18 protein-coding genes are annotated in these 20,005 nt (G+C 67.0%); 8 read left to right on the top strand and 10 right to left on the bottom strand.

Annotated elements, in window-relative coordinates:
• Positions 1-906: a succinate--CoA ligase subunit alpha gene (gene sucD / locus G6R31_RS05870; protein ID WP_017869897.1), complete on the top strand. Its 906-nt coding sequence runs from the start codon at positions 1-3 to the stop codon at positions 904-906.
• 235 nt (positions 907-1,141) lie between these two features.
• Positions 1,142-1,714, top strand: coding sequence for a hypothetical protein (locus tag G6R31_RS05865; protein ID WP_025568121.1), 573 nt, complete (start codon positions 1,142-1,144; stop codon positions 1,712-1,714).
• Between the two features lie 120 nt (positions 1,715-1,834).
• Here G6R31_RS05865 and G6R31_RS05860 read toward each other — a convergent pair whose 3' ends face one another.
• Positions 1,835-3,052: a saccharopine dehydrogenase family protein gene (locus G6R31_RS05860; protein WP_017869895.1), complete on the bottom strand. Its 1,218-nt coding sequence runs from the start codon at positions 3,050-3,052 to the stop codon at positions 1,835-1,837.
• A 141-nt stretch (positions 3,053-3,193) separates the two neighbouring features.
• Between G6R31_RS05860 and G6R31_RS05855 the strand changes: the two genes are divergently transcribed.
• Positions 3,194-3,538 carry a hypothetical protein gene (locus tag G6R31_RS05855; protein WP_017869894.1) on the top strand — a complete coding sequence of 115 codons (345 nt, stop codon included), beginning with the start codon at positions 3,194-3,196 and terminating at the stop codon, positions 3,536-3,538.
• 17 nt (positions 3,539-3,555) lie between these two features.
• Here G6R31_RS05855 and G6R31_RS05850 read toward each other — a convergent pair whose 3' ends face one another.
• Positions 3,556-4,719: an acyl-CoA dehydrogenase gene (locus tag G6R31_RS05850; RefSeq protein ID WP_025568120.1), complete on the bottom strand. Its 1,164-nt coding sequence runs from the start codon at positions 4,717-4,719 to the stop codon at positions 3,556-3,558.
• A gap of 24 nt (positions 4,720-4,743) precedes the next feature.
• Complete coding sequence (locus tag G6R31_RS05845; RefSeq protein ID WP_017869892.1) at positions 4,744-4,998, bottom strand: hypothetical protein; 255 nt, start codon at positions 4,996-4,998, stop codon at positions 4,744-4,746.
• A gap of 50 nt (positions 4,999-5,048) precedes the next feature.
• Between G6R31_RS05845 and G6R31_RS05840 the strand changes: the two genes are divergently transcribed.
• From G6R31_RS05840 to G6R31_RS05830, 3 genes are all read left to right on the top strand, one after another.
• Complete coding sequence (locus tag G6R31_RS05840; protein ID WP_373284345.1) at positions 5,049-5,825, top strand: PQQ-dependent sugar dehydrogenase; 777 nt, start codon at positions 5,049-5,051, stop codon at positions 5,823-5,825.
• A gap of 87 nt (positions 5,826-5,912) precedes the next feature.
• Positions 5,913-6,362 (top strand): PQQ-dependent sugar dehydrogenase, encoded by a 450-nt coding sequence (locus G6R31_RS05835; protein WP_017869890.1) that lies wholly within the window; start codon positions 5,913-5,915, stop codon positions 6,360-6,362.
• A gap of 104 nt (positions 6,363-6,466) precedes the next feature.
• The gene (locus tag G6R31_RS05830) at positions 6,467-10,879 is read left to right on the top strand and encodes a DEAD/DEAH box helicase (RefSeq protein ID WP_017869889.1); all 4,413 of its coding nucleotides are present in this window, start codon (positions 6,467-6,469) and stop codon (positions 10,877-10,879) included.
• A 162-nt stretch (positions 10,880-11,041) separates the two neighbouring features.
• On the opposite strand, the gene G6R31_RS05825 is transcribed toward G6R31_RS05830, so the two are convergent.
• A complete protein-coding gene (locus G6R31_RS05825; protein ID WP_017869888.1) occupies positions 11,042-11,785 on the bottom strand; it encodes a metallophosphoesterase family protein in 744 nt (247 codons plus the stop codon).
• Between the two features lie 232 nt (positions 11,786-12,017).
• Entirely contained in the window at positions 12,018-12,824 is an 807-nt protein-coding gene (locus G6R31_RS05820; protein ID WP_017869887.1) for a GNAT family N-acetyltransferase, read from the bottom strand.
• A gap of 407 nt (positions 12,825-13,231) precedes the next feature.
• Here G6R31_RS05820 and proS point away from each other — a divergent pair, with 407 nt between their 5' ends.
• Both proS and G6R31_RS05810 read left to right on the top strand, forming a co-directional pair.
• Entirely contained in the window at positions 13,232-14,725 is a 1,494-nt protein-coding gene (gene proS, locus G6R31_RS05815; RefSeq protein ID WP_017869886.1) for a proline--tRNA ligase, read from the top strand.
• A 254-nt stretch (positions 14,726-14,979) separates the two neighbouring features.
• The gene (locus tag G6R31_RS05810; protein ID WP_017869885.1) at positions 14,980-15,351 is read left to right on the top strand and encodes a hypothetical protein; all 372 of its coding nucleotides are present in this window, start codon (positions 14,980-14,982) and stop codon (positions 15,349-15,351) included.
• 85 nt (positions 15,352-15,436) lie between these two features.
• Here G6R31_RS05810 and asnS read toward each other — a convergent pair whose 3' ends face one another.
• From asnS to ruvA, 5 genes are read right to left on the bottom strand one after another with little or no spacing between them, the layout of a single operon-like run.
• Complete coding sequence (asnS, locus tag G6R31_RS05805; protein WP_017869884.1) at positions 15,437-16,780, bottom strand: asparagine--tRNA ligase; 1,344 nt, start codon at positions 16,778-16,780, stop codon at positions 15,437-15,439.
• A gap of 56 nt (positions 16,781-16,836) precedes the next feature.
• Entirely contained in the window at positions 16,837-17,619 is a 783-nt protein-coding gene (locus G6R31_RS05800; protein WP_017869883.1) for a nitroreductase family protein, read from the bottom strand.
• A gap of 46 nt (positions 17,620-17,665) precedes the next feature.
• Positions 17,666-17,989, bottom strand: a complete 324-nt coding sequence (locus G6R31_RS05795; protein ID WP_017869882.1) for a hypothetical protein — start codon at positions 17,987-17,989, stop codon at positions 17,666-17,668.
• Between the two features lie 2 nt (positions 17,990-17,991).
• Positions 17,992-19,302 (bottom strand): low temperature requirement protein A, encoded by a 1,311-nt coding sequence (locus G6R31_RS05790; RefSeq protein ID WP_017869881.1) that lies wholly within the window; start codon positions 19,300-19,302, stop codon positions 17,992-17,994.
• Entirely contained in the window at positions 19,299-19,901 is a 603-nt protein-coding gene (gene ruvA, locus G6R31_RS05785; RefSeq protein ID WP_017869880.1) for a Holliday junction branch migration protein RuvA, read from the bottom strand. Before ruvA ends, G6R31_RS05790 begins: the two co-directional genes overlap by 4 nt.
• Positions 19,902-20,005: the final 104 nt, after the last annotated feature.

The raw sequence follows: 20,005 nt of genomic DNA, 5'->3' as shown, positions 1-20,005 counted from the left end.
ATGGGCATTCTGGTTGACAAGAACAGCAAAGTCGTCGTGCAGGGCATGACCGGCAGCGAAGGCGCGAAGCACAGCCGCGCCATGAAGGAATTCGGCACCCAGGTCGTCGCGGGCGTGACCCCCGGCAAGGGCGGCCAGGACTTCGAGGGCTGGCCGATCTACAACTCGGTGGCCGAAGCCAAGGAAAAGCACGGCGCGAACGTGAGCATCATCTTCGTGCCTCCCGCTGGCGCTGCCGACGCCGTGCTGGAAGCCGCGCACGCGGGCATTCCCCTCATCGTCCTGATCACCGAAGGCGTGCCCACCGTGGACATGATGCGCGCCGTGCAGGAAGTCAAGCAGCTCGACGCCGAGAGCCGCGCCAACGGCGGTCAGGGCATCCGCCTGATCGGTGGCAACTGCCCCGGTCTGGTCACCAACGGGGAAGCCAAGGTGGGCATCATGCCCAACCGCATCTACGAGAAGCCCGGCCGCATCGGCCTGATTTCGCGCTCCGGCACCCTGACCTACGAGGCCGCCAAGCTGCTCAACGACGCGGGCATGGGCACCTCCACCACCGTCGGCATCGGGGGCGACCCCGTGATCGGCACCACCTTTGCCGACGTGCTCCCCATGTTCGAAGCCGACCCGGACACCGACGCCGTCGTGGTCATCGGTGAAATCGGTGGTGCCGACGAAGAAGCCGCCGCCGAGTACATCAAGCAGAACATGAAAAAGCCCGTCGTGGCCTTCATTTCTGGCCGCTCGGCTCCTGCGGGCAAGCGCATGGGTCACGCCGGAGCCATCATCATGGGCGACGTGGGTACCCCCGAGAGCAAGCTGGCTGCGTTCAAGGCCGCCAATGTGCCTGTGGCCGACACCATGCCCGAAATCATTGACCTCGTGAAGCAGGCGCTGGGCAAGTAAGCGCCAGCGAATGAGAAAGCCGGGGGCTGAGGCTCCCGGCTTTTTTCGTGCCGGGAAGGGCCGTCATACGGATTCCGATTGAATCTGGTAGTTTCAGATTCAATCCGAGCGGATGCGAGTAGGAAAAAATACGGATTCCGCGATATGGATGCACAGGCGGCGCTTTCCCGACTGTGCAGGAATTAAGCGGAATCCGTATCACACATCGGTCAGGGACCGGGCGTAGACTGACCGCATGAAACGAGCCGTGGCTTTCCTGCTGACCCTGTTTGCGCCCCTGCTGGCGGGAACTGCCGGCGCGGCGGGCCTGGTGCGCGGTGTGGTGGAAGGGGACGTGGCGCCGGACGGCCGCCTCGGGGTCTGGGCCGTGTCGCCGTTCGGCCAGCCGCTGCAACAACTCGCCGACGCGCCGGTGCAGGGGGGCGCCTTCGCCCTGACCCTGCCGGGCGCCGCGCCCACCGAGCGGCTGCAATTTGCGGTGGACGAGCGCACGAGCTGGCCGGGTCTGGTGAACTTTGCCGGAACGAGCGTGCCCTTGAGGGCCGCCGAGCTGAAGTTCTTCCTGTACCGCGACGCCAACGGCAACGGCGTGCGCGACGACGGCGAGGCCCTGCGCGAGGTGCGCCCCAGCGTCGGCAAGGGTGAGCTGTTCGTGGTCTGGGCCGCCAGGGCCGCCACGGTGAAGGGAGCCGGCGGATACGAGGCCGACTTGCAGGCGGGCTGGAACACGCTGGTGGTCGAAGTCCGCCGTCCGGTGCGGGTGCAGCCCTATGCCGGGGCGCCCGTTCAGATCAACCTGGGCCGCTGAGTCCCGGACACGGCAGGACGCCCTGCGGCATTCGGCGGTCATCCCGCTGGACCAGGGCGGCAGCAACAGAAAGAGAGAAAGCCGAGGCCCACGCCCCGGCTTTCTGTGTTCCCCTTTAGCTCAGTCCTTGACGAGTTCCACGCCCGCCAGTTCGTCAATCGGCAGGCCCCATTTGTTCATGGCGGCGAAGAAGGGGTCGGGGTCGAGCTGCTCCACGTTCCACACGCCGGGCTGCTTCCACTCGCCCGTGAGCATCAGCATCGCGCCGATCATGGCGGGCACGCCAGTCGTGTAGCTCACGCCCTGCGCCTGCACCTCGCGGTAGCACTCGGCGTGGTCCTTGACGTTGTAGACGAAGTGAACCTTGGGCTGACCGTCCAGGCCGATGCCCTTGGCCTGCACGCCGATGCAGGTCTGGCCGGTGTAGTTCGCGGCGAGCGACTCGGGCGCGGGCAGCACGGCTTTCAGGAATTCGATGGGCGCAATCTGCTGGCCCCGGAACTCGATGGGTTCGATGGAGGTCATGCCGATGCCCTCAAGGACGTTCAGGTGCTTGATGTACGCCTCACCGAAGGTCATCCAGAAGCGGGCGCGCTTGATGGTCGGGAAGTGCTTGACCAGCGACTCCAGTTCCTCGTGGTAGAGCACGTAGCTCCTCCGGGTCGCCACGTTGGGGTAGTAGATGTCCTGCGAGATTTCCAGCGGCTGGGTCTCGACCCACTCGCCGTTTTCCCAGTAACGCCCGTTGGCGGTGATCTCGCGGATGTTGATTTCGGGGTTGAAGTTGGTGGCGAACGCCTTGCCGTGGTTGCCGTTGTTGCAGTCCACGATGTCGAGGTAGTGGATTTCGGAAAAGTGGTGCTTGGCGTGATGGGCGGTCATCGCCTGGGTCGCGCCGGGGTCGAAGCCGCAGCCGAGCAGCGCCATCAGGCCCTTTTCCTTGAACTTGTCCTGGTAGGCCCACTGCCACGAGTACTCGAACTTCGCCACGTCCTTGGGCTCGTAGTTGGCGGTGTCGAGGTAATGCACGCCGGTTTCCAGGCAGGCGTCCATGATGGTCAGGTCCTGGTAGGGCAGCGCGAGGTTGATGACCATTTCGGGCTTAAAGCCGTTGATCAGTTCCACCAGCGCGGGCACGTTGTCGGCGTCCACGGTGGCGGTGCTGAACTTGGTTTTGGAGTTCGGGAAGTGCTCGTGGATTTCGGCCACGATCTTGTCGGCCTTGCTGACCGTGCGGGTGGCGATCAGGACTTCGGTAAACACCTCGTCGTTCTGGGCGCACTTCTTGGCGGTGACGTTGGCGACGCCCCCGGCTCCGATGATGATGACTTTGCTCACGCCGGACAGTGTAACGGGTGGGGGTCAGCACGGCGTAAGCACGGCTGGCAACAGAAGGGGAAACCGGAAGTCGGTGCCCCTTCAGCGCGGGCCTGCGCCGAGGTCCTGAACGTCCCCGCTGCCGGGCGCTAGCCTGGGCGGATGAGTGCTCCTTCCCGCCCCGAACAGCGCGAAATCACGCCCGCCGAGCGCTGCAAGATGACCCGCACGTTCCTGCTGATCGTGCTGCTCTTTCTCGGTGGCGTCGCGGCGATGGTGGCGGTCATGAGCGTGCAGGGCCGCGCCGCCCGCGAATACGGGGGCATGGTGATTCGGGCCGCCGGGCCTCAGAGCACGCAGGTCAACTTCGACCGGCCCTGCACCGACGTGCTGCCCGGCAAAGCGGTGCCGCCCAACGTGACCGCCTGCACGCTGGAAGTGCGCGGCGGCGCGGCGAGCGTGGTGCTTGAGGTGGAAGGAGAGCGGCAGTACCGGGTGACGCGGTAGGCCGCTTTACTGTCCCTTTACTGCCCTAGTTCCGCGAACACCGCGCGGCTGATGACGAGCTGCTGAATCTCGGAGGTGCCCTCGTAAATCTCGGTGATTTTGGCGTCGCGGTAGAGCTTTTCCACCGGGTACTCGGCGCTGTAGCCGTTGCCGCCGAAAATCTGCACGGCGTCGCGGGTCACGTCCACGGCGGCCTCGCTGCCGAGCAGTTTGGCGATGCTGGCTTCCTTGGAAAAAGGCTGGCCCTGGTCCTTGAGCCACGCCGCTTTGAGGGCGACCAGCCGCGCCGACTCGATGCGGGCGGCCATCCGCGCAATCTTGAAGGACACGCCCTCGAACTCGCGGATTTTCTTGCCGAACTGCTCGCGCTCGCTGGCGTAGGCGGCGGCGTGTTCCAGCGCGGAGCGGGCAATCCCAATCGCCAGCATCCCGATGCCGACGCGCCCCGAATCGAGGCTGGACAGCGCGATAATGAGGCCCTGGCCTTCCTCGCCGACCATGTTGGCGTGCGGCACGCGCACGTGGTCAAAGGTGACGGTGGTGGTCTGCGCGGCGTGCTGGCCCATCTTGTGTTCTGGCTTGCCGCTGCTCAGGCCTGGCGTGCCCTTTTCCACGATAAAGCAGCTGATTCCCCGTGCGCCGGGGCCACCCGTGCGGGCCATGACGAGGAAGGTGTCGGCGTGGTTGCCGCTGGTAATCCAGGCTTTGGAACCGTTCAGAACCCAGTCGTCGCCGTCGCGCTCGGCCTTCAGGCGCAGGCTGGCGGCGTCGCTGCCCGCGTGGGCTTCGGTCAGGCAAAACGCCCCGATGTGCTCACCGCTGGCGAGCGGGCGCAGGTATTTTTCGCGCTGCGCGTCGGTGCCGTACTTCAGAATCATTTGTTCGGGCAGCCCGTTTTGCACGCTGACAATCACGGCCACACTGGAGTCGGCGGCGGCGATTTCCTCCAGGCACAGCGCGTAGGTCACGCTGTCCAGTCCCGCGCCGCCCCACGCTTCGGGCACGGTCGCCCCCATCAGCCCCAGCGCGGCAAGGCCATCGAGCTGAGGGCGCGGATACTCGCCGCTGCGGTCGAACTCGGCGGCACGCGGGGCAATCTCGGCGCGGCAAAAGTCGCGCACATGCTGCACAATCATGCGCTGCTCGCCCGTCGGCGCAAAGCTCATTCCAGTGTCGGTCATAGGTAGCAGGCTACCAAACGGGCGTTAGGTTCCTGGGCGGTCCAGCAACTCGGCGAGCGCTTCCTCGATGCCGCGTCCGCGCCACGCGGGTTCGGTGCTCTGCGCCTCGCCGCCTTCCCAGCGCAGGTGGGCGCCGATGACCGAGCCGCCCGCGATGGCGAGGGCCGCCGCCGTCAGGTCGGCGGGGGCTTGCGGGCACAGCCGGGACGCGGCCTGGGCCAGCGCCGGGGCGAGCGGCAGGGGAGGGCGGGACACACGGACACGGGCGGGCAACTTCATGGGCTTCAGGGTAGAGCAGTAGAGCAGGGGTGCAGGAGATGGGCCGGGGCGTGAAGCTGACCTTGAGCGCTCCGGGGGCCGGGCCTCACCCCGCCGTGGTGGGATGGGGCCTGGTCAAACGCATCGTGACGGCGGCGTTTCTCGGTCTCGTGGGTGCGGCGCACGCGCAGGGCGGCCCCCTGCCACAGCTCCGGGCGCCCGCCGGGTTCAAGGTCGGCCTCTATGCCAGCGGCTTTGAGCAGCCGCGCTTTATGGCGCTTTCGCTTTCGGGCGACCTGTTCGTGAGCGACCCGCAGGCGAGCACGGTGGTCGTCGCGTCCGACCGCGACCGGGACGGGGTGGCTGACGGCAAGGCGGTCTTCGTCTCGGGCCTGAACCGCCCGCACGGGCTGGCCTTTCACGGCGGCTTTCTGTACGTCGCGAACACCGACGGCGTGGTGCGCTTTCCGTACAGGTCCGGCGACCGCAAGGCGAGCGGCCCCGCGCAGAAGCTGCTGAGCCTGCCGGAGGGCGGGCACTGGACGCGCACGGTGGTGTTCGGGCCGGACGGGAAAATGTACGTGTCCACCGGCAGTTCGTGCAACGTGTGCGAGGAAGGCGACAGGCGCCGCGCCGCCGTGTGGGTGTACGACGCCGACGGCAAGAACGGCAAACCCTACGCCACCGGCCTGCGCAACGCGGTGGGGCTGGAATGGTTCGGCGCCGCGTTCTACGCCACCAACAACGGGCGCGACCAGCTCGGCGACGACCTGCCGCCCGAGGGGTTTTACAGGCTCAGGGCGGGCGGCTTTTACGGCTGGCCGTACTGTTATACGGATTCCGATTGAATCTGGTCGTTTCAGATTCAATCCGACTTGCAAAGCTGCGCAGCAGAGCGGATGCGAGTAGGAAAAAATACGGATTCTGCGATATGGATGCACAGGCGGCGCTTTCCCGACTGTGCAGGAATTAAGCGGAATCCGTATTGCGGCACCAAAGCGGGGCAGCCGCAGGTCTGGGACCGCGACTTCGGCAAGAAAAATGCCGCTGCCTGTGCGTCGGCCACGCCCGCCTTCGCCCTGACCACCGCGCACTCGGCGCCGCTGGGCCTGGCGTTCTACACCGGCAAAACTTTCCCGGCGAGTTACCGGGGGCAGCTGTTCGTCGGGCTGCACGGGAGCTGGAACCGCTCGGAGAAAAGCGGCTACAAGGTCGTCACCATCGACCCGAAAACGGGGCGGGTGAGCGACTTTCTGACTGGCTTTCTCAGCGGCCAGAACGTGCTGGGGCGCCCGGTGGACCTTCAGGTGATGCCCGACGGGTCGCTGCTGCTCACCGACGACGGCGAGGGGCGCATCTGGCGGATTCAGTTCGTCGGGCGCTGAAGACGGGGGCCACCTGCGCTGACCGGGCAAAACCGCGCTAGACTGCGGGATGTGTTTATTGCCGTCATGCAGGACAGCGGGCGCCGACCAGCGCAGGTGAGACCTTGAAACTCAGTCGCCTGCCGCACGGTTTTGCGCTCGATACGGCAGCCCAGGCTCTGGCGCTGCGCCAGGAAGCGGTGGCGGACATTCAGACCGCCTGGACCGCGCAGGGCTGGCGGGCCTCGGGCAGCGTGACCGACTCGGGGCAGCACTTTCAGGCCACCGCCGAGCTGACCGCGCCGCCCGAGCCGCGCCTGCTCGATTCTTCCTGCACCTGCGGGCGCCACCGCTGCCGCCACGTGGCCGCGCTGGTGCTGTCCACCGACCCGCCCGACGGTCCGCCCCCGCTGGCCCCTGGCCCCGCCGCCCCCGGCGCCGTGACCGAGGCACTCGACCCCCGGCTCAAGCAGTGGCTGGCGGGCCTGGAAAGCGAGCCGGACACCGGCAGCGGGCGCGGGCGGCAGTACGAACTGCGCTACGTGCTGCGGGTGCAGCCCGTCAACGTACATGGCGGTTCTCCTGGGCAGACCCGCCGCGCCGTGCTGGACGTGCAGCGCGTGCCGATGAAGGGCGGCGTGCCCAACCTCGGCGCCGCCGAAACCTACCCGCTGGCCCGCAAGCTGGGCACCTGGCCGGGGTTCGTGCAGCGCGACGCCGACGCCCTGGAACTGCTGACGGTGGCGACCCGCCCGGCGCATGTCTCGGGGCGCTGGCACGACCCGCTCTATGCCCTGATGGACCACCCGGCGACCAGCCTGCTGCTTTCGACGTTGCTGGACACCGGGCGGCTGTGCTGGAACGACGTGACTGCCCCCCTGACCCGCGCCGAGCCGGTGAAGGGCCGTCCCGGTTGGCGCACCGACGAAAGCGGGCACCAGACCCCGGCGCTCGAGTTCGACGGGGCGCCGGACGGGGCGCCCGACGGGGCGCCGGACCGGGAGCAGGTCGTGCTGCCCCTGGGCCGCCCCTGGGTGGTGGACCCGCAGGCGCTGACCCTCGGGCCGGTGGAGGTGCCCGGCCCGCCCGACCTGCTGGCCCGTTTCCTGACTGGCCCCTCTGTGCCGCCTGCTCAGGCTCCGGCGCTGGCGCAGGCGATGACCGCCGCCGCCCTGCCGGTGCCTGCCCCAGTCACCGTGGGCACCCGGCAGGAAAAGCTGCCCTATACGCCCCGGCTGCACCTCAGCGGGCGCACCGTGACCTACCGCGACCTCTGGAACGGCGCGGGCCGCACCGAGACCTTCGCGGTGGCCGAACTGCGCCCGGCTTACGGGGGACACGAACTGCGCGGCCCGCTGTCGGGCAAGGTCGCCACGGTGCTGACCGGGCAGACCGTCTTGCAGGTGCCCCGCAACCGCGCCGCCGAGAAACGGGCCGTGACCGCCTGCCGTGAGGCGGGCTTCGTGCCGCTCGAACTCGCTTTTCCCGAATACGACTTTCCCGACGCCGCCGCCGCTCTCCTGACCCTTGGCGACGAGGAAGCGTGGCTGGAGTTTATGCAGGGGGGCCGCGAGGCGCTGGGGCGTCAGGGCGTCGAACTGCTCATCCACCCCGATTTTCCGCTGCACTTTGCCGAAGTGGACGACTGGTACGGCGAGGCGCAAGAAGGCGGCGGCTGGTTCACGCTCGACCTCGGCATCGTGGTAGACGGGCAACGCATCAGCCTGCTGCCGGTGCTGGCGAACCTGATTGCCGCGCAGCCCGAACTGTTCACGCCCGGCGCCCTGGCCGAACTGGAGGAAGACGAACTGATTTTCGCGTCGCTCGACGACGGGCGCAAAGTGCCGCTGCCCGCTGGAAGGGTGCGCTCCATTCTGGGCGTGCTGGTCGAACTGCACCTGCGCGAGTTGCCCCCTGGCCCGCTGCGGCTGCCGCTGCTCGACGCCGCCCGCCTCGCCGAACTCGAAAGCGCGGTGCGTGCCCGCTGGGTGGGGGCCGAGAAGCTGCTCGAACTCGGTCAGCGCCTGCGTGACTTCGGCGGCATTCAGGAGGTTGCGCCGCCGGCGGGCCTGCGGGCCGAGATGCGTCCCTATCAGCTTCAGGGCCTCGCGTGGCTGCAATTCCTGCGCGAGTACGAACTGGGCGGGATTCTGGCCGACGACATGGGGCTGGGCAAGGCCCAACCGCTGGACGCGCGGGTGCTCACCCCGCTCGGCTGGCGCGAAATGGGCCAGTTACAGGTGGGGGACTACGTGATGGGTCGCAGCGGGCAGCCGACGCAGGTGGTCGGGGTCTATCCGCAGGGCGAGCGCCCCATCTACCGCCTGACCCTGACCGACGGGGCCACAGTGGAAGCCGACGAGGAGCACCTCTGGGCCGTCAACACCCCCGTTCGCAAAAAGCGCGGCCTGCCCGAGCGCACGCTGACCACCGCCCAGATTGCCGCCGACCTTCAGGACGCGGCAGGCAACCTCAAGCATTACCTGCCGCTGGTGGAGGCGGTGCAACTGGCCGAGCGTGATTTGCCGCTCGACCCCTACACGCTGGGGGCGCTGCTGGGAGACGGCTGTTTCGTTCATTCCGTGCAGGTCACCACCGAAGACGAACTGGTAGCCGCACTGCCTCTGCCCGCTGGTGTAGAAGCGCGGCTGGACAAACGACTGACCCCGAGCGTCAGCACGTCGCGGCTGGTCACAGCGGGGCAATGGACGCCCAATCCGCTCAAAGACGCACTGCGCCGACTCGGGCTGCATGGCAAAAGCGGGCGCGACAAGTTCATTCCGCCCGACTACCTGTTGGGCAGTCCCGCGCAACGGCTGGCGCTGCTCCAAGGGCTGCTGGACACCGACGGGCACGCGGGCGAAGTGGTGGAATACGTCAGCGTGTCCGAGCGCCTGGCGCGGGGCGTGGTGGAGCTGGTGCAGTCGCTGGGCGGCACCGCCCGCATTCACCGGAAGGCCACATCGCACACCTACGGCGGCGAGAAGAAAAATGGTACGGCCTGGCGCGTCACGCTCAAGTTGCCGCCTCATCTGGAACCGTTCCGCCTGAGCAACAAACGGGCCGCGTACCGCCGTCCGACCAAATACCCGCCTACGCGCGGCATCAAGGCGGTTGAGTTCGTGGGATACAAGCCCGCCCAGTGCATCGCCGTGGCGGCGGCTGACCATCTCTACGTCACCGACCACTACATCGTGACCCACAACACCCTGCAAACCCTCGCCCACCTGCTCAAGGAAAAGGAAGAGGGCCGCGCCGACCGCCCCACGCTGGTCATCGCGCCCACGTCCGTCATCGGCAACTGGCAGGCGGAAGCGGCCAAATTCACGCCGGACCTGCGGGTGCTGCTGCTGCACGGCAAGGACCGTCACACCGAGTTCGCCAGGATTCCGCAGGCCGACGTGGTGCTCACCACCTATCCGCTGCTCCCCCGCGACATCGACGAACTGCGCCAGCACGAGTACCACCTCGTGATTCTGGACGAGGCCCAGAACATCAAGAACAACAAGACGGCGGCGGCCAAAGCGGCGGGCAGCCTCACGGCCCGGCACCGCCTGGCGCTCACCGGCACCCCGCTGGAAAACCACCTCGGCGAACTGTGGTCGCAGTTCAACTTTCTGGCGCCGGGCCTGCTGCACGACGAAAAGACCTTCCAGAAGCTCTACCGTACCCCCATCGAAAAGCGGGGGGACACGGCGCGGCAGGCGGCACTCTCGGCCCGCGTGCGGCCTTTTATCCTGCGGCGCGAGAAAAAGGACGTCGCCCGCGAACTGCCGCCCAAAACCGAAATTCCGGTGCGCGTGACCCTGGAAGGCGACCAGCGCGACCTCTACGAAACGGTGCGCGTGACCATGCAGAGCCGGGTGCGCGAGGAACTCGCGGCGCGGGGGCTGGCCCGCTCGACCATCGCCATTCTGGACGCGCTGCTCAAGCTGCGGCAGGCCGTCACCGACCCCCGACTGGTCAAGCTGGACGCCGCCCGCACCGTGGAAGGCAACGCCAAGCTGGAGTGGCTGGAAGCCAACCTCCCGCAGATGGTGGAGGAGGGCCGCCGGGTGCTGATTTTCTCGGGCTTCGCCACCCTGCTCGGGCACCTGGAAGACACGCTGCGGCGCGAAGGCATCCCGTATTCCAAAATTACCGGGCAGACCAAGGACCGCCAGAAGCAGATCGACGCCTTCCAGAGCGGCGAAACGCACGTCTTTCTGATTACGCTCAAGGCCGGGGGCGTGGGCCTGAACCTGACCGCCGCCGACACGGTCATCCACTACGACCCCTGGTGGAACCCCGCTGCCGAGGACCAGGCCACCGACCGCGCCTACCGCATCGGGCAGGACAAGCCGGTGTTCGTCTACAAGCTGATTGCGGCGGGCAGCGTGGAGGAGCGCATTCTCGACCTTCAAGCGAGGAAGGCGGCGCTCGCACGCGGCGTGCTCGACGGTGGCCTGACCGACGCCACGCAGCTCACCGTGCAGGACCTCGACCGTCTGTTCGCGCCGCTGGAACTGGTGGAAGAAAAGCAGGAGGTGGAGGCTTAGAGAGGGTAATACGGATTCCGCTTAATTCCTGCACAGTCGGGAAAGCGCCGCCTGTGCATCCATATCGCGGAATCCGTATTTTTTCCTACTCGCATCCGCTCTGCTGCGCAGCTTTGCAAGTCGGATTGAATCTGAAACTACCAGATTCAATCGGAATCCGTATTAGAGCAGCTCTGGCCCGACCGTGCCCCGGCCCCGCATTTCCCCGCTGCCGAGCAGGTCAGCGGCAAAGTCTCCGAAGGGTGAGTTGGCCCGCGCCCAGGCGACGGCGCCCGCCACGTCGTAGGCCACGGCACGAAAATCCACGTTCCAGTGCGGCCCGCGCCGTTCCAGTAGCGTCCAGCGGGCGCGGGGGTCGCCGTCCACCTGGTCGCTGACCGCGCCGCAGTTGACCACCAGCGTGTCGCCTGCGCGGGTGGCTCCGGCGCGGTGGGTGTGCCCGCACAGCAAGACTTCGGCGCCCAGGGGCTGAACCATCCGGCGCAGTTCGCGGGGGTCGCGGCTGCGGTAGAAGCCTCCTGCCATATCCCAGACCCACAGCAGACTGTCCCAGGCGCTGTCCGGTGTGCCGTGGCAGGCCAAAACGCCTTCCACGCGGGCACTCAGCGGCAAGGCGGCGAGGCGGTCACGCTGGGCCGGGGCAACCTGGGCTTCCAGCCACGCGCCCACCGCCAGGGTCAGCGGGGTGCGGCGGCCTCCCGGCCACAGTTTTTCCTCGTTGTTGCCGCGCACTTCGGTGGCGCCCAGCTCGGCTTGCAGGGCAGCGGCGCGGGCGGGGTCGGCGCAGCCCTCGATCTGGTCGCCGAGGTTGAAGATCAGGTCGGGCGCGGTGTCTTTCAGGTCGCGCAGGACCGCTTCCAGCGCGTAGGCGTTGCCGTGAACATCCGAAATGACCGCGATTCTCACGGCTTCAGGCTAGAGCAGTTCTCCGAATTACGTGATGCGCGGAACAGCACCCCGCATCACTCCATTCTCCGCCCTGCTCCGTGTTTTGCACTCGCTCCGCTCGCCAAAAAGACGTTACGTCTTTCTGTCAAATGCTCTAGAGCATCGGCCCCTCGTCATGATCCGGCGCCCGCTCCACCTTCCGCGCTGCCTGCTCCCCGAGAGCCGGGCGGCAGTGAAACTTCAGGAGGCTTCAGGAAGTCCGGAAATAGAGTTGTTCCCCCCGCACCTCACAGCCACTGCGCGCAAAAATGCGGCGCATGGCGGGGTTTTCTGCCTCGGTGCGGCCCACGTGGCAGCCGAACTCCCTCGCGGCGCGGGCCAGCAGGTGCGCGTGCAGGCGGGTGCCCAAACCTTGGCGCCGGGCCGCCCCGCGCACCCCGATCAGGTTGATGCTGGCCCAGTCCGGGCGACCACTCGGACCGAACGCCCCCAGCGCGGCGGGCTGTCCTTCATCGTCCAGCAGGGCCGCCAGATGCCAGCCCTCGTCCAGTTCCAAGTCGGCCTGTCCCAGTTCGGCCAGCAGTGCGGCGATGTCGGGCCTCTCCAGCAGCTCCGCGCCGCCTTCGTGCGCGTCCGGCGCGGGAGTCCAGGTGCGGGCGGTGAGGTCGGTTTCGTATGTGACCTGCGCGTCGTCCAGCCGCCAGCCGGCAGCGAGGGCGGGGGCCGGGTCGAACACGTTCAGGATGCTGTCGAGCACCAGGGTGCGGCCCGGTTCGGCTTCGCGCAGGAAAGCGTAGAACTGCGTCAGGCCCGCGTGCGGCGTGTCGGCCCGGCTGCGGGAAAGCAGCGGAACGTGCGGGTTGTTGGAGACGAGGGTGACCGCCTCTGCTCCCCGCCCGGAGCGCAGCAGGACGAACTGCTCGGGGCTGACTTTGCCCGCCTCCATCCGTTCGCGGAACTGGGCGAGGCGCCGCTCGGCGTCGGCGCGGTCAGGGTGCAGGGCGTAGGCGTCGGGAAGGGTGGCGAGGGTCGCGCGTTCGACAGTAAAAGTGTTCAAGGGATGACCTCTGGGGGCGGGTCACCGGAGGCTGGAGGCCGTGAGAATCGCGTTTTCCTCACGGCTCCTGGCTCAGCGCCTGTTCAGACCCGCGCGGGGGGCGAAAAACCGGGGAAGCGTCGTCTGTTCGGTCATGGGGTGCTTGGTCATAGGGCACACTCCTGGCGCTGCGGGCCGGGCAAAGGCAGCTTTGAGATGGAGCGCAGCTTAGTACATTGAACCTGACATTTCGCATTTTCGGAACAGAACCGAAAACGCTTCATTTCCGGTTCGACGTACTTTTTTCGCCACTCGCTTCGCTCGGTTAATCTAAAGATTAACTTCGACCTACTTAGCTCAGGAGGCGGAGGCCGGACATAGGCCACATGGCGGAGTGAGGGGCGGCGCCGGACGCTATCCTGACCCCGATGACCAAAGACGGTGGCAAGCAGCAAAAGCAGGACAACAAAGCCCAGCAGTACGGCGTGACCCCCCAGAGCGCCGACTTCAACGACTGGTACAACGAAGTCGTGAAAAAGGCCGACCTCGCCGACCACTCGCCGGTGGCGGGCGCGATGGTGGTGCGGCCCTATGGCACGGCGCTGTGGGAAAACATTCAGCGCGGCCTGGACGACCGCTTCAAGGCGACCGGGCACCAGAACCTGCTGTTCCCGACCCTGATTCCCATGAACTTCATCATGAAGGAGGCCGAGCACGTGGAGGGCTTCGCGCCCGAACTGTTCACGGTCAGCAAAATCGGCACCGAGGTTTTGAGTGAGCCGTACGTGATGCGCCCCACCAGTGAAACCATCATCGGGCACATGTGGGCGGGCTGGCTCAACTCCTACCGTGACCTGCCTTTCCTGCACAACCAGTGGGGCAGCGTGTTCCGCGCCGAGTTGCGGACCAAGCCCTTTTTGCGCACCTCCGAGTTCTTCTGGCAAGAAGGCCACACCGCCCACGCCAACGAGGACGAGGCGCGGGCCGAAGTGCGGCAGCAACTCGACGAGTACCACGCCTTTTGCCGTGACGTGCTGGCCCTGCCCGTGGTGCGCGGCGAAAAAACGGCTTCCGAACGCTTTGCCGGAGCCGAGAACACCTACTCCATCGAAGGCATGATGCGCGACGGCAAGGCGCTGCAATCGGGCACCAGCCACTACCTCGGCCAGAACTTCTCCCGCGCCTTCGGGGTCAAGTTCCAGACCCGCGAGCAGAAGGAAGAATTCGCCTTCACCACGTCCTGGGGCCTGTCGAGCCGCATCATCGGGGCCATCATCATGACCCACGGCGACGACTTCGGCCTGATGATGCCGCCGCGTATCGCGCCCATTCAGGTGGTCGTGATTCCGGTGGGCCGCAAGGATAATTTTGGCGAGATGGTGCAGGAAGGCGAGAAGCTGGCCGCCGAACTCCGTGCCCAGGGCCTGCGCGTGAAGGTGGACGGGCGCGACGGCGTGACCAACGGTTTCAAGTACAACGACTGGGAACTCAAGGGCGTGCCCGTGCGCATCGAACTCGGCCCCCGTGACCTGGAAAGTGGCGTGGTGGTCGTCAAGAGCCGCCACAGCGAAGAAAAAGAAACCCTGCCCCGCGCCGAAGCGGTGGCGGGCATGGCCGCCCGCGTGGACGCCCTTCACGACTGGCTCTACCAGCGGGCCAGCAGCTTCATGCAGGAGCGCACCGCCGAGGTGGACGACTTCGAGGCCTTCAAGCAGAACATCGAAGAAGGCCGCTGGGTCCGCGCCTACCACTGCGCCGACGCTGCGTGCGAAAAGAGCATCAAGGAAGAAACGAAGGCCACCGCCCGCAACGTGCCCTTCGACGACGCCGAGTTCTTTGCCGACAGGGGCGAGGGCCAGTGCGTCAAGTGCGGTCAGCCGAGCGCCTACGGCAAGCGCGTGATTTTCGGACGCCAGTACTGATACGGATTCCGCTTCATTCCTGCACAGTCGGGAAAGCGCCGCCTGTGCATCCATATCGCAGAATCCGTATTTTTTCCTACTCGCATCCGCTCGGATTGAATCTGAAACTACCAGATTCAATCGGAATCCGTATGATACGACGGTCACGCAGGCTGCCGGGTGGGGCCGGGGTTGGACCGCTGGGAGGCGCCCTGAGCATTCAGTGAAATCCGTGCTCGTCTGCTGGCAGCTGGCGCGTGGAATGATGCCCGGTGATGAACTCTGCCTTTCTCCGCTCCGCCCTGCTGACGGGCCTGTTGATCGCCGGGGTCAATGTCCTGTTTGCCGGACTCGACCACGGCTTCGACCGCCTGCCTGTGTGGTTTTATCTCGTTCAGCTTCTGATTCTTCCGGCGATGGTGCTGCCGCTGCGCATCTTTCCGCAGGCGGCCATGACCCCCGAGTACCTTCGCCGCGCCGGACTGTACGCGCTCGGCTGGGCGGTGCCCTACGCCATCTACAAGTTCTCGTCCGACGCGCTCAACCCGGCGATGACCCCGGCGGCCTCGCTGGTGAGTTACCTGTTCACGGTCATTGTCTTCGCGCTGCTGTTCGCGGCCATTCGTAAGCCGCCCGTCCAGAAATAATCGTCAAAAAGAGGGGAGAGGGAAGGCGGCGCGGCCCTCCCTCCCTTTTTGCCCTCTGCTCTCTACCCTGCGCCCTCTGCTCCCCTCAGGGGAACATGCGCGTCAGCATGCGCGGGAAGGGAATCGCCTCGCGGATGTGGTCGATGCCCGTGACCCAGGCAATGAAGCGCTCCAGGCCCATGCCGTAGCCCGCGTGGGGCATGCTCCCCACCCGGCGCAGGTCGAGGTACCACTCGAACGCGTCCATCGGCAGCCCCTGCGCCTCGATGCGCGATTTGAGCAGGTCGTAGTCGTGGATGCGCTCCGAGCCGCCGATGATTTCGCCGTAGCCTTCGGGGGCGATCATGTCGTCGCACAGGGCCACGCGGGGGTCGGCGGGGTCGGGCTGCATGTAGAAGGCTTTGATGCCGACCGGGTACTTCTCGATGATGACGGGGCGGTCGAAATGGTGGCCCAGGATGGTTTCGTGCGGCGCACCGAGGTCGTCGCCCCACTCGACGGGCTGAACGTCGTCTTGCACGTTGGGCGGCAGGTCGCGGTCTTCAATGTGCTGGCGGATGATGTCCAGCGCCTCGGTGTAGGTCACGCGGGGGTAGTTCCCTTCGGCCGCCCCGGCCAGCTTGGACACGTCGCGGCCCAGCAGGTCGAGTTCGGTTTGGCATTCGCTCAGGACTTTACGCACCAGAAAGCTGACCATGCGCTCTTGCAGCGCCATGTTCTCGGCGTGGCTGCTGGGCGCGACTTCGGGTTCGATCATCCAGAATTCGAGCAGGTGGCGCCGGGTCTTGGACTTCTCGGCGCGGAAGGTGGGGCCGAAAGTGTAGACCTTGCCGAACGCGAAGGCGCCCGCCTCGGCGTGGAGCTGCCCGGTCTGAGAGAGGTACGCCTTGTCCTCGCCGAAGAGGTCGATTTCGAAGAGTTCGGTGGTGTCCTCGGCGGCGTTGGGCGTGAAAAACGGCGCGTCGAAGCGCACGAAGCCTTCGCCGTGAAAAAACTCGACGATGCCGCGCTGAATGCAGTCGCGCACCCGCAGAATCGCCCAGGGGCGGCGGTGACGCAGCCAGAGGTGGCGGTGGTCCATCAGGAACTCGATGCCGTGTTCCTTGGGCGTGATGGGGTATTCGCCCGCGTTTTCCGAAATCACTTGCAGGTCGCGCACGCTGAGTTCCACGCCGCCGGGAGCGCGTTCGTCGGCCCGCACTTCGCCCGTGACGGTCACGGCCTGTTCCTGCGTCAGGCGCTTGGCGGCCTCGAACACGTCTTCGGACACGTCGCCCTTGAACACGGTGCCCTGCACGAAGCCGGAGCCGTCGCGCAGCTTCAGAAACTGGATTTTGCCTTTGCCGGACTTGTCTTGCAGCCAGGCATGGACCCGGACGGTCTGCCCGACGTGTTGCCCAAGGTCACGAATATTGGAGTGGGTACTCATCGGCCCCGATTATGCCCGATGAGGGCAAGGGCGCGGGAAAAACCGGGCGTGTGGCGTCACTCCAGTTCGGGCCGTTCACAGCTTTCACGGAAGACGAACTGCTCCAGCCGTTTGCGGTGGCGGCTGCTCCAGTCGATGGAGGGCCGCGCCTCGTCTTCGGGCAGGTAGCCCAGACGGTAGACGGCCATCAGTTCGAGGTCGTCCGGCACGCTTAGCAGCTCCTGAATGGCCTGCCAGTGGCGCGGAATCTCCATCGGCGTGCTGACGAACTGAATGCCCATGTTCAGTGCGCCCACGGCGTTCCAGATGTTTTCCATCGCTGCGCCGAGGCCGAAGACCGAGTAGAACCCGCTGAGTTCGCCGGGTCGGTACTCGGTCTTGTCGAGCAGCGCGGCGAGCAGCAGCGGACTGCCCGCCACCAGCTTGCGGTTGTCTTCACCCAGTTTTTTCGGCACGCCGAGTTGCCGCATCAGCTTCAGCCCCGCGTCGGAAAATACCTGCCGGGTAAAGGGCCTCAGCGGTCCCGGCAGCCGGTCGATATGAATGCCGTCGCGCCGCTCATTCATCTCCTGCTCGGAGAAGCGGAAGTAGCGGCGATAGCGCTCGAAAAAGACGCCCGCCTCGATCAGTTCGGTCATGCTCTGCCCCGCAATTTCGGCCACCCGCGCAATCGTCCGGGGGTCTTCGATCAGCACGAAGCGCCAGGGCTGCGAATTGAAGTGGCTGGGCGCCGCCTGCGCTGCGCGCATCAGCAGGTGCTGGTGCTCGCGGCTCACGGGGTCGGGTCGAAAAGGGCCGTTGGTGGTGCGCCGGGCGAGCATGCCTTCAATCAGTTCCATCGCCCGGCAGGCTAGCGCGGGAAAGCGCGAAAAAAGCCCCGTGCCTTTACCAGGCCCCCCACAGCCCCGCCCCGAACGCCAGCGCACAGGCCAGCGCCCGCCGCCAGTGGTCCCCCCGGCCCGGTTTGGTGCGCGGCATACTCAGCAGCAGCGCCAGCGCGGGCAATAGCCACAGGCCGCGCGTGCCCGCGAGAACACCAGACAGGCCGACGCCCAGGCACACCGCAAAAAACAGCGCGTGGTGCGGCCAGCGGGCCAGCCGTTTGCCCGGCGAATCGCGCCGCCAGCCGAGTTGCAGCGACAGCCCGAGCACGAGCAGCGCGAGCAGCAGCGCGGCGGTGACGGTCAGCGCGAGGCGGTGAGGAGGCATGCTCAGGCGCTGGCCCGCTGCTCGGCCTGCTCCTCAGCCTGCTCTTCGGCCTGTTCTTCGAGCTGCTCAGTGATCTTTTCCTCGATCTTGCCCAGGCGCCGGGTCGCCGGGTCGGTGGCGACCAGGGTGGCCAGAAGGACCATCAGCGCGGCGACCGTGCCCTGAAGCTGCCGGGCGTCGAGGTCCACGGCGCTCAGTCCCGCCACGAGCAGGGCGCCGAGCAGCAGCGCGGTCAGGCTGCGGTCCCCGCCGGTGATGCCTGCCGTTCGGCGCGAATTCCAGCGCAGAAACGCCAGGGTGACCAGCGCTCCCGCCAGCGGCCACACCACGAACTGCTGCTGCGCGGCGACCTCCTCGGCAGTGTCGCTGCTGATGCCGTGTCCCAATCCCACCCCCAGCATGACCACGCTGAGGGTAAAGGGCAGGTGACCGTAGAGCCAGGCCAGCGTCCCGCTGAGGCGGCCCTGTGTGCGGGCCTGGAGCAGCGGCAGGGCGCGGGCCTGATCGAAGTACAGCCGCCAGAGCGACACCACGGTCAGAATCGAGAAGAAGGCCGGGAGCAGCGTGACCCAGCCGAGTTTCTGCTGCCGACTGCCCGACACCACTTCGGTGATGATGGCCCCCAGCGCGATGATCTGAAGCAGGCCCACCCGCTCGGGCAGGTGCCCCTCGTGCGGCAGGGCCTGAAGGTTGCGGCGGCGGGCGAGCAGCGGGACGAGCAGGTCCACCAGCAGCGCCGCGCCCCAGACGAGCAGTTGCGTCTGCGAGCCGCCCGGCAGCAGGGCCGAACCCAGCCACAGCAGCGCCGCGCCCCCCACCACGCCCGCCGTACGGCGCGAGAAGGTGACCTCGTCGGGCGTCGCGCGGTCGGCCCACAGGTGCAGCCCGGCGTGCAGCAGGCGGTTCATGCCGAACGCGAGCGCGAAATACGTCCCGGTCTGCGCGAGGTCGCCGCGCAAGATCACCGCCAGCAGTGCCACCGAGATCAGCTCGCCCACCGTGCCCCAGCGGTACACGCGGCTTTCGTTGCCGTAGCGGGCCGCAAAGGTCGAGTTGCTGGCCCAGGCCCACCAGATGGCCGTGAACATCAGCGCGAAAATGCCGATGTTGACCGGGCTGACCGAGTCCCCCAGCCGCTTGGCGAGCTGGTCGAACGCCACCACGAAAATCAGGTCGAAAAACAGCTCCAGCCAGCTGACCTTCTGTTCCTGCCCCGGGGGGGTGCCGGGCACGTCGCCCGCCTGCTCCTGGGCGGCGTGGTTACTGACCGTCTGCTGCTGCAGGCTCAGGTCGTCGGGTTGGCCCTGCGTCACCGCAGCCGCCCGAGGGCCTTGCGAATCAGGGTGTCGGCGCTGGCCTCGGGGTCAGCCCCCAGCAGCTCGGCCACCGCCGCCCGCACCTGCGCCTCGCGGAACCCCAGCGCCAGCAGCGCGTCCACCGCGTCGTGGCCCGCCGTGCTGCTCACCCGCGCCTGACGTGTGCTGCCCGCCGCGCCGCCGCTCGCCGCGAGGTGTTCGGGCACCTTGCCGCTCAGCTCCAGGGCGAGGCGCTCGGCGGTCTTTTTGCCCACGCCCGACACGCTGGAGAGCAGCTTCACGTCGCTGCCGAGCAGCCCCGCCGCCAGGGCCGACAGCGGCATGGCCGAGAGCAGGGCGAGGGCGAGTTTGGGTCCCACCCCGGACACGCTGGTGAGCAGGTCGAACAGCTTGAGGTGGTCGGCGTCGGGAAACCCGAACAGGAGCTGCGCGTCCTCGCGGACGATGAAGCGGGTGGAAAACTCGGCGGCTTCTCCGGGCCTGAGCCGGGCGAGCATCCCCGCCGGGCACTGCACCTCGTAGCCCACGCCGCCTGCGACGACCACGGCGCTTCCCTCGCGCACCTCGCGCACCACGCCGGACAGATAAGCAATCATCAGACCGGAAGTTTAGGGTCTGTGCCCCCACGCTGACCCCGGCGACGTTTACACTCCCCCCTCACCCCCCCCCACTGCGGCAGCCTCCACCACCCTCTACCGCC

The sequence above is a fragment of the Deinococcus wulumuqiensis R12 genome (genome assembly GCF_011067105.1).
GTDB classification, from domain to species: domain Bacteria; phylum Deinococcota; class Deinococci; order Deinococcales; family Deinococcaceae; genus Deinococcus; species Deinococcus wulumuqiensis.
Note: the sequence above shows the minus strand (reverse complement) of the source record. Positions and strands in the feature narration are given on the sequence as shown.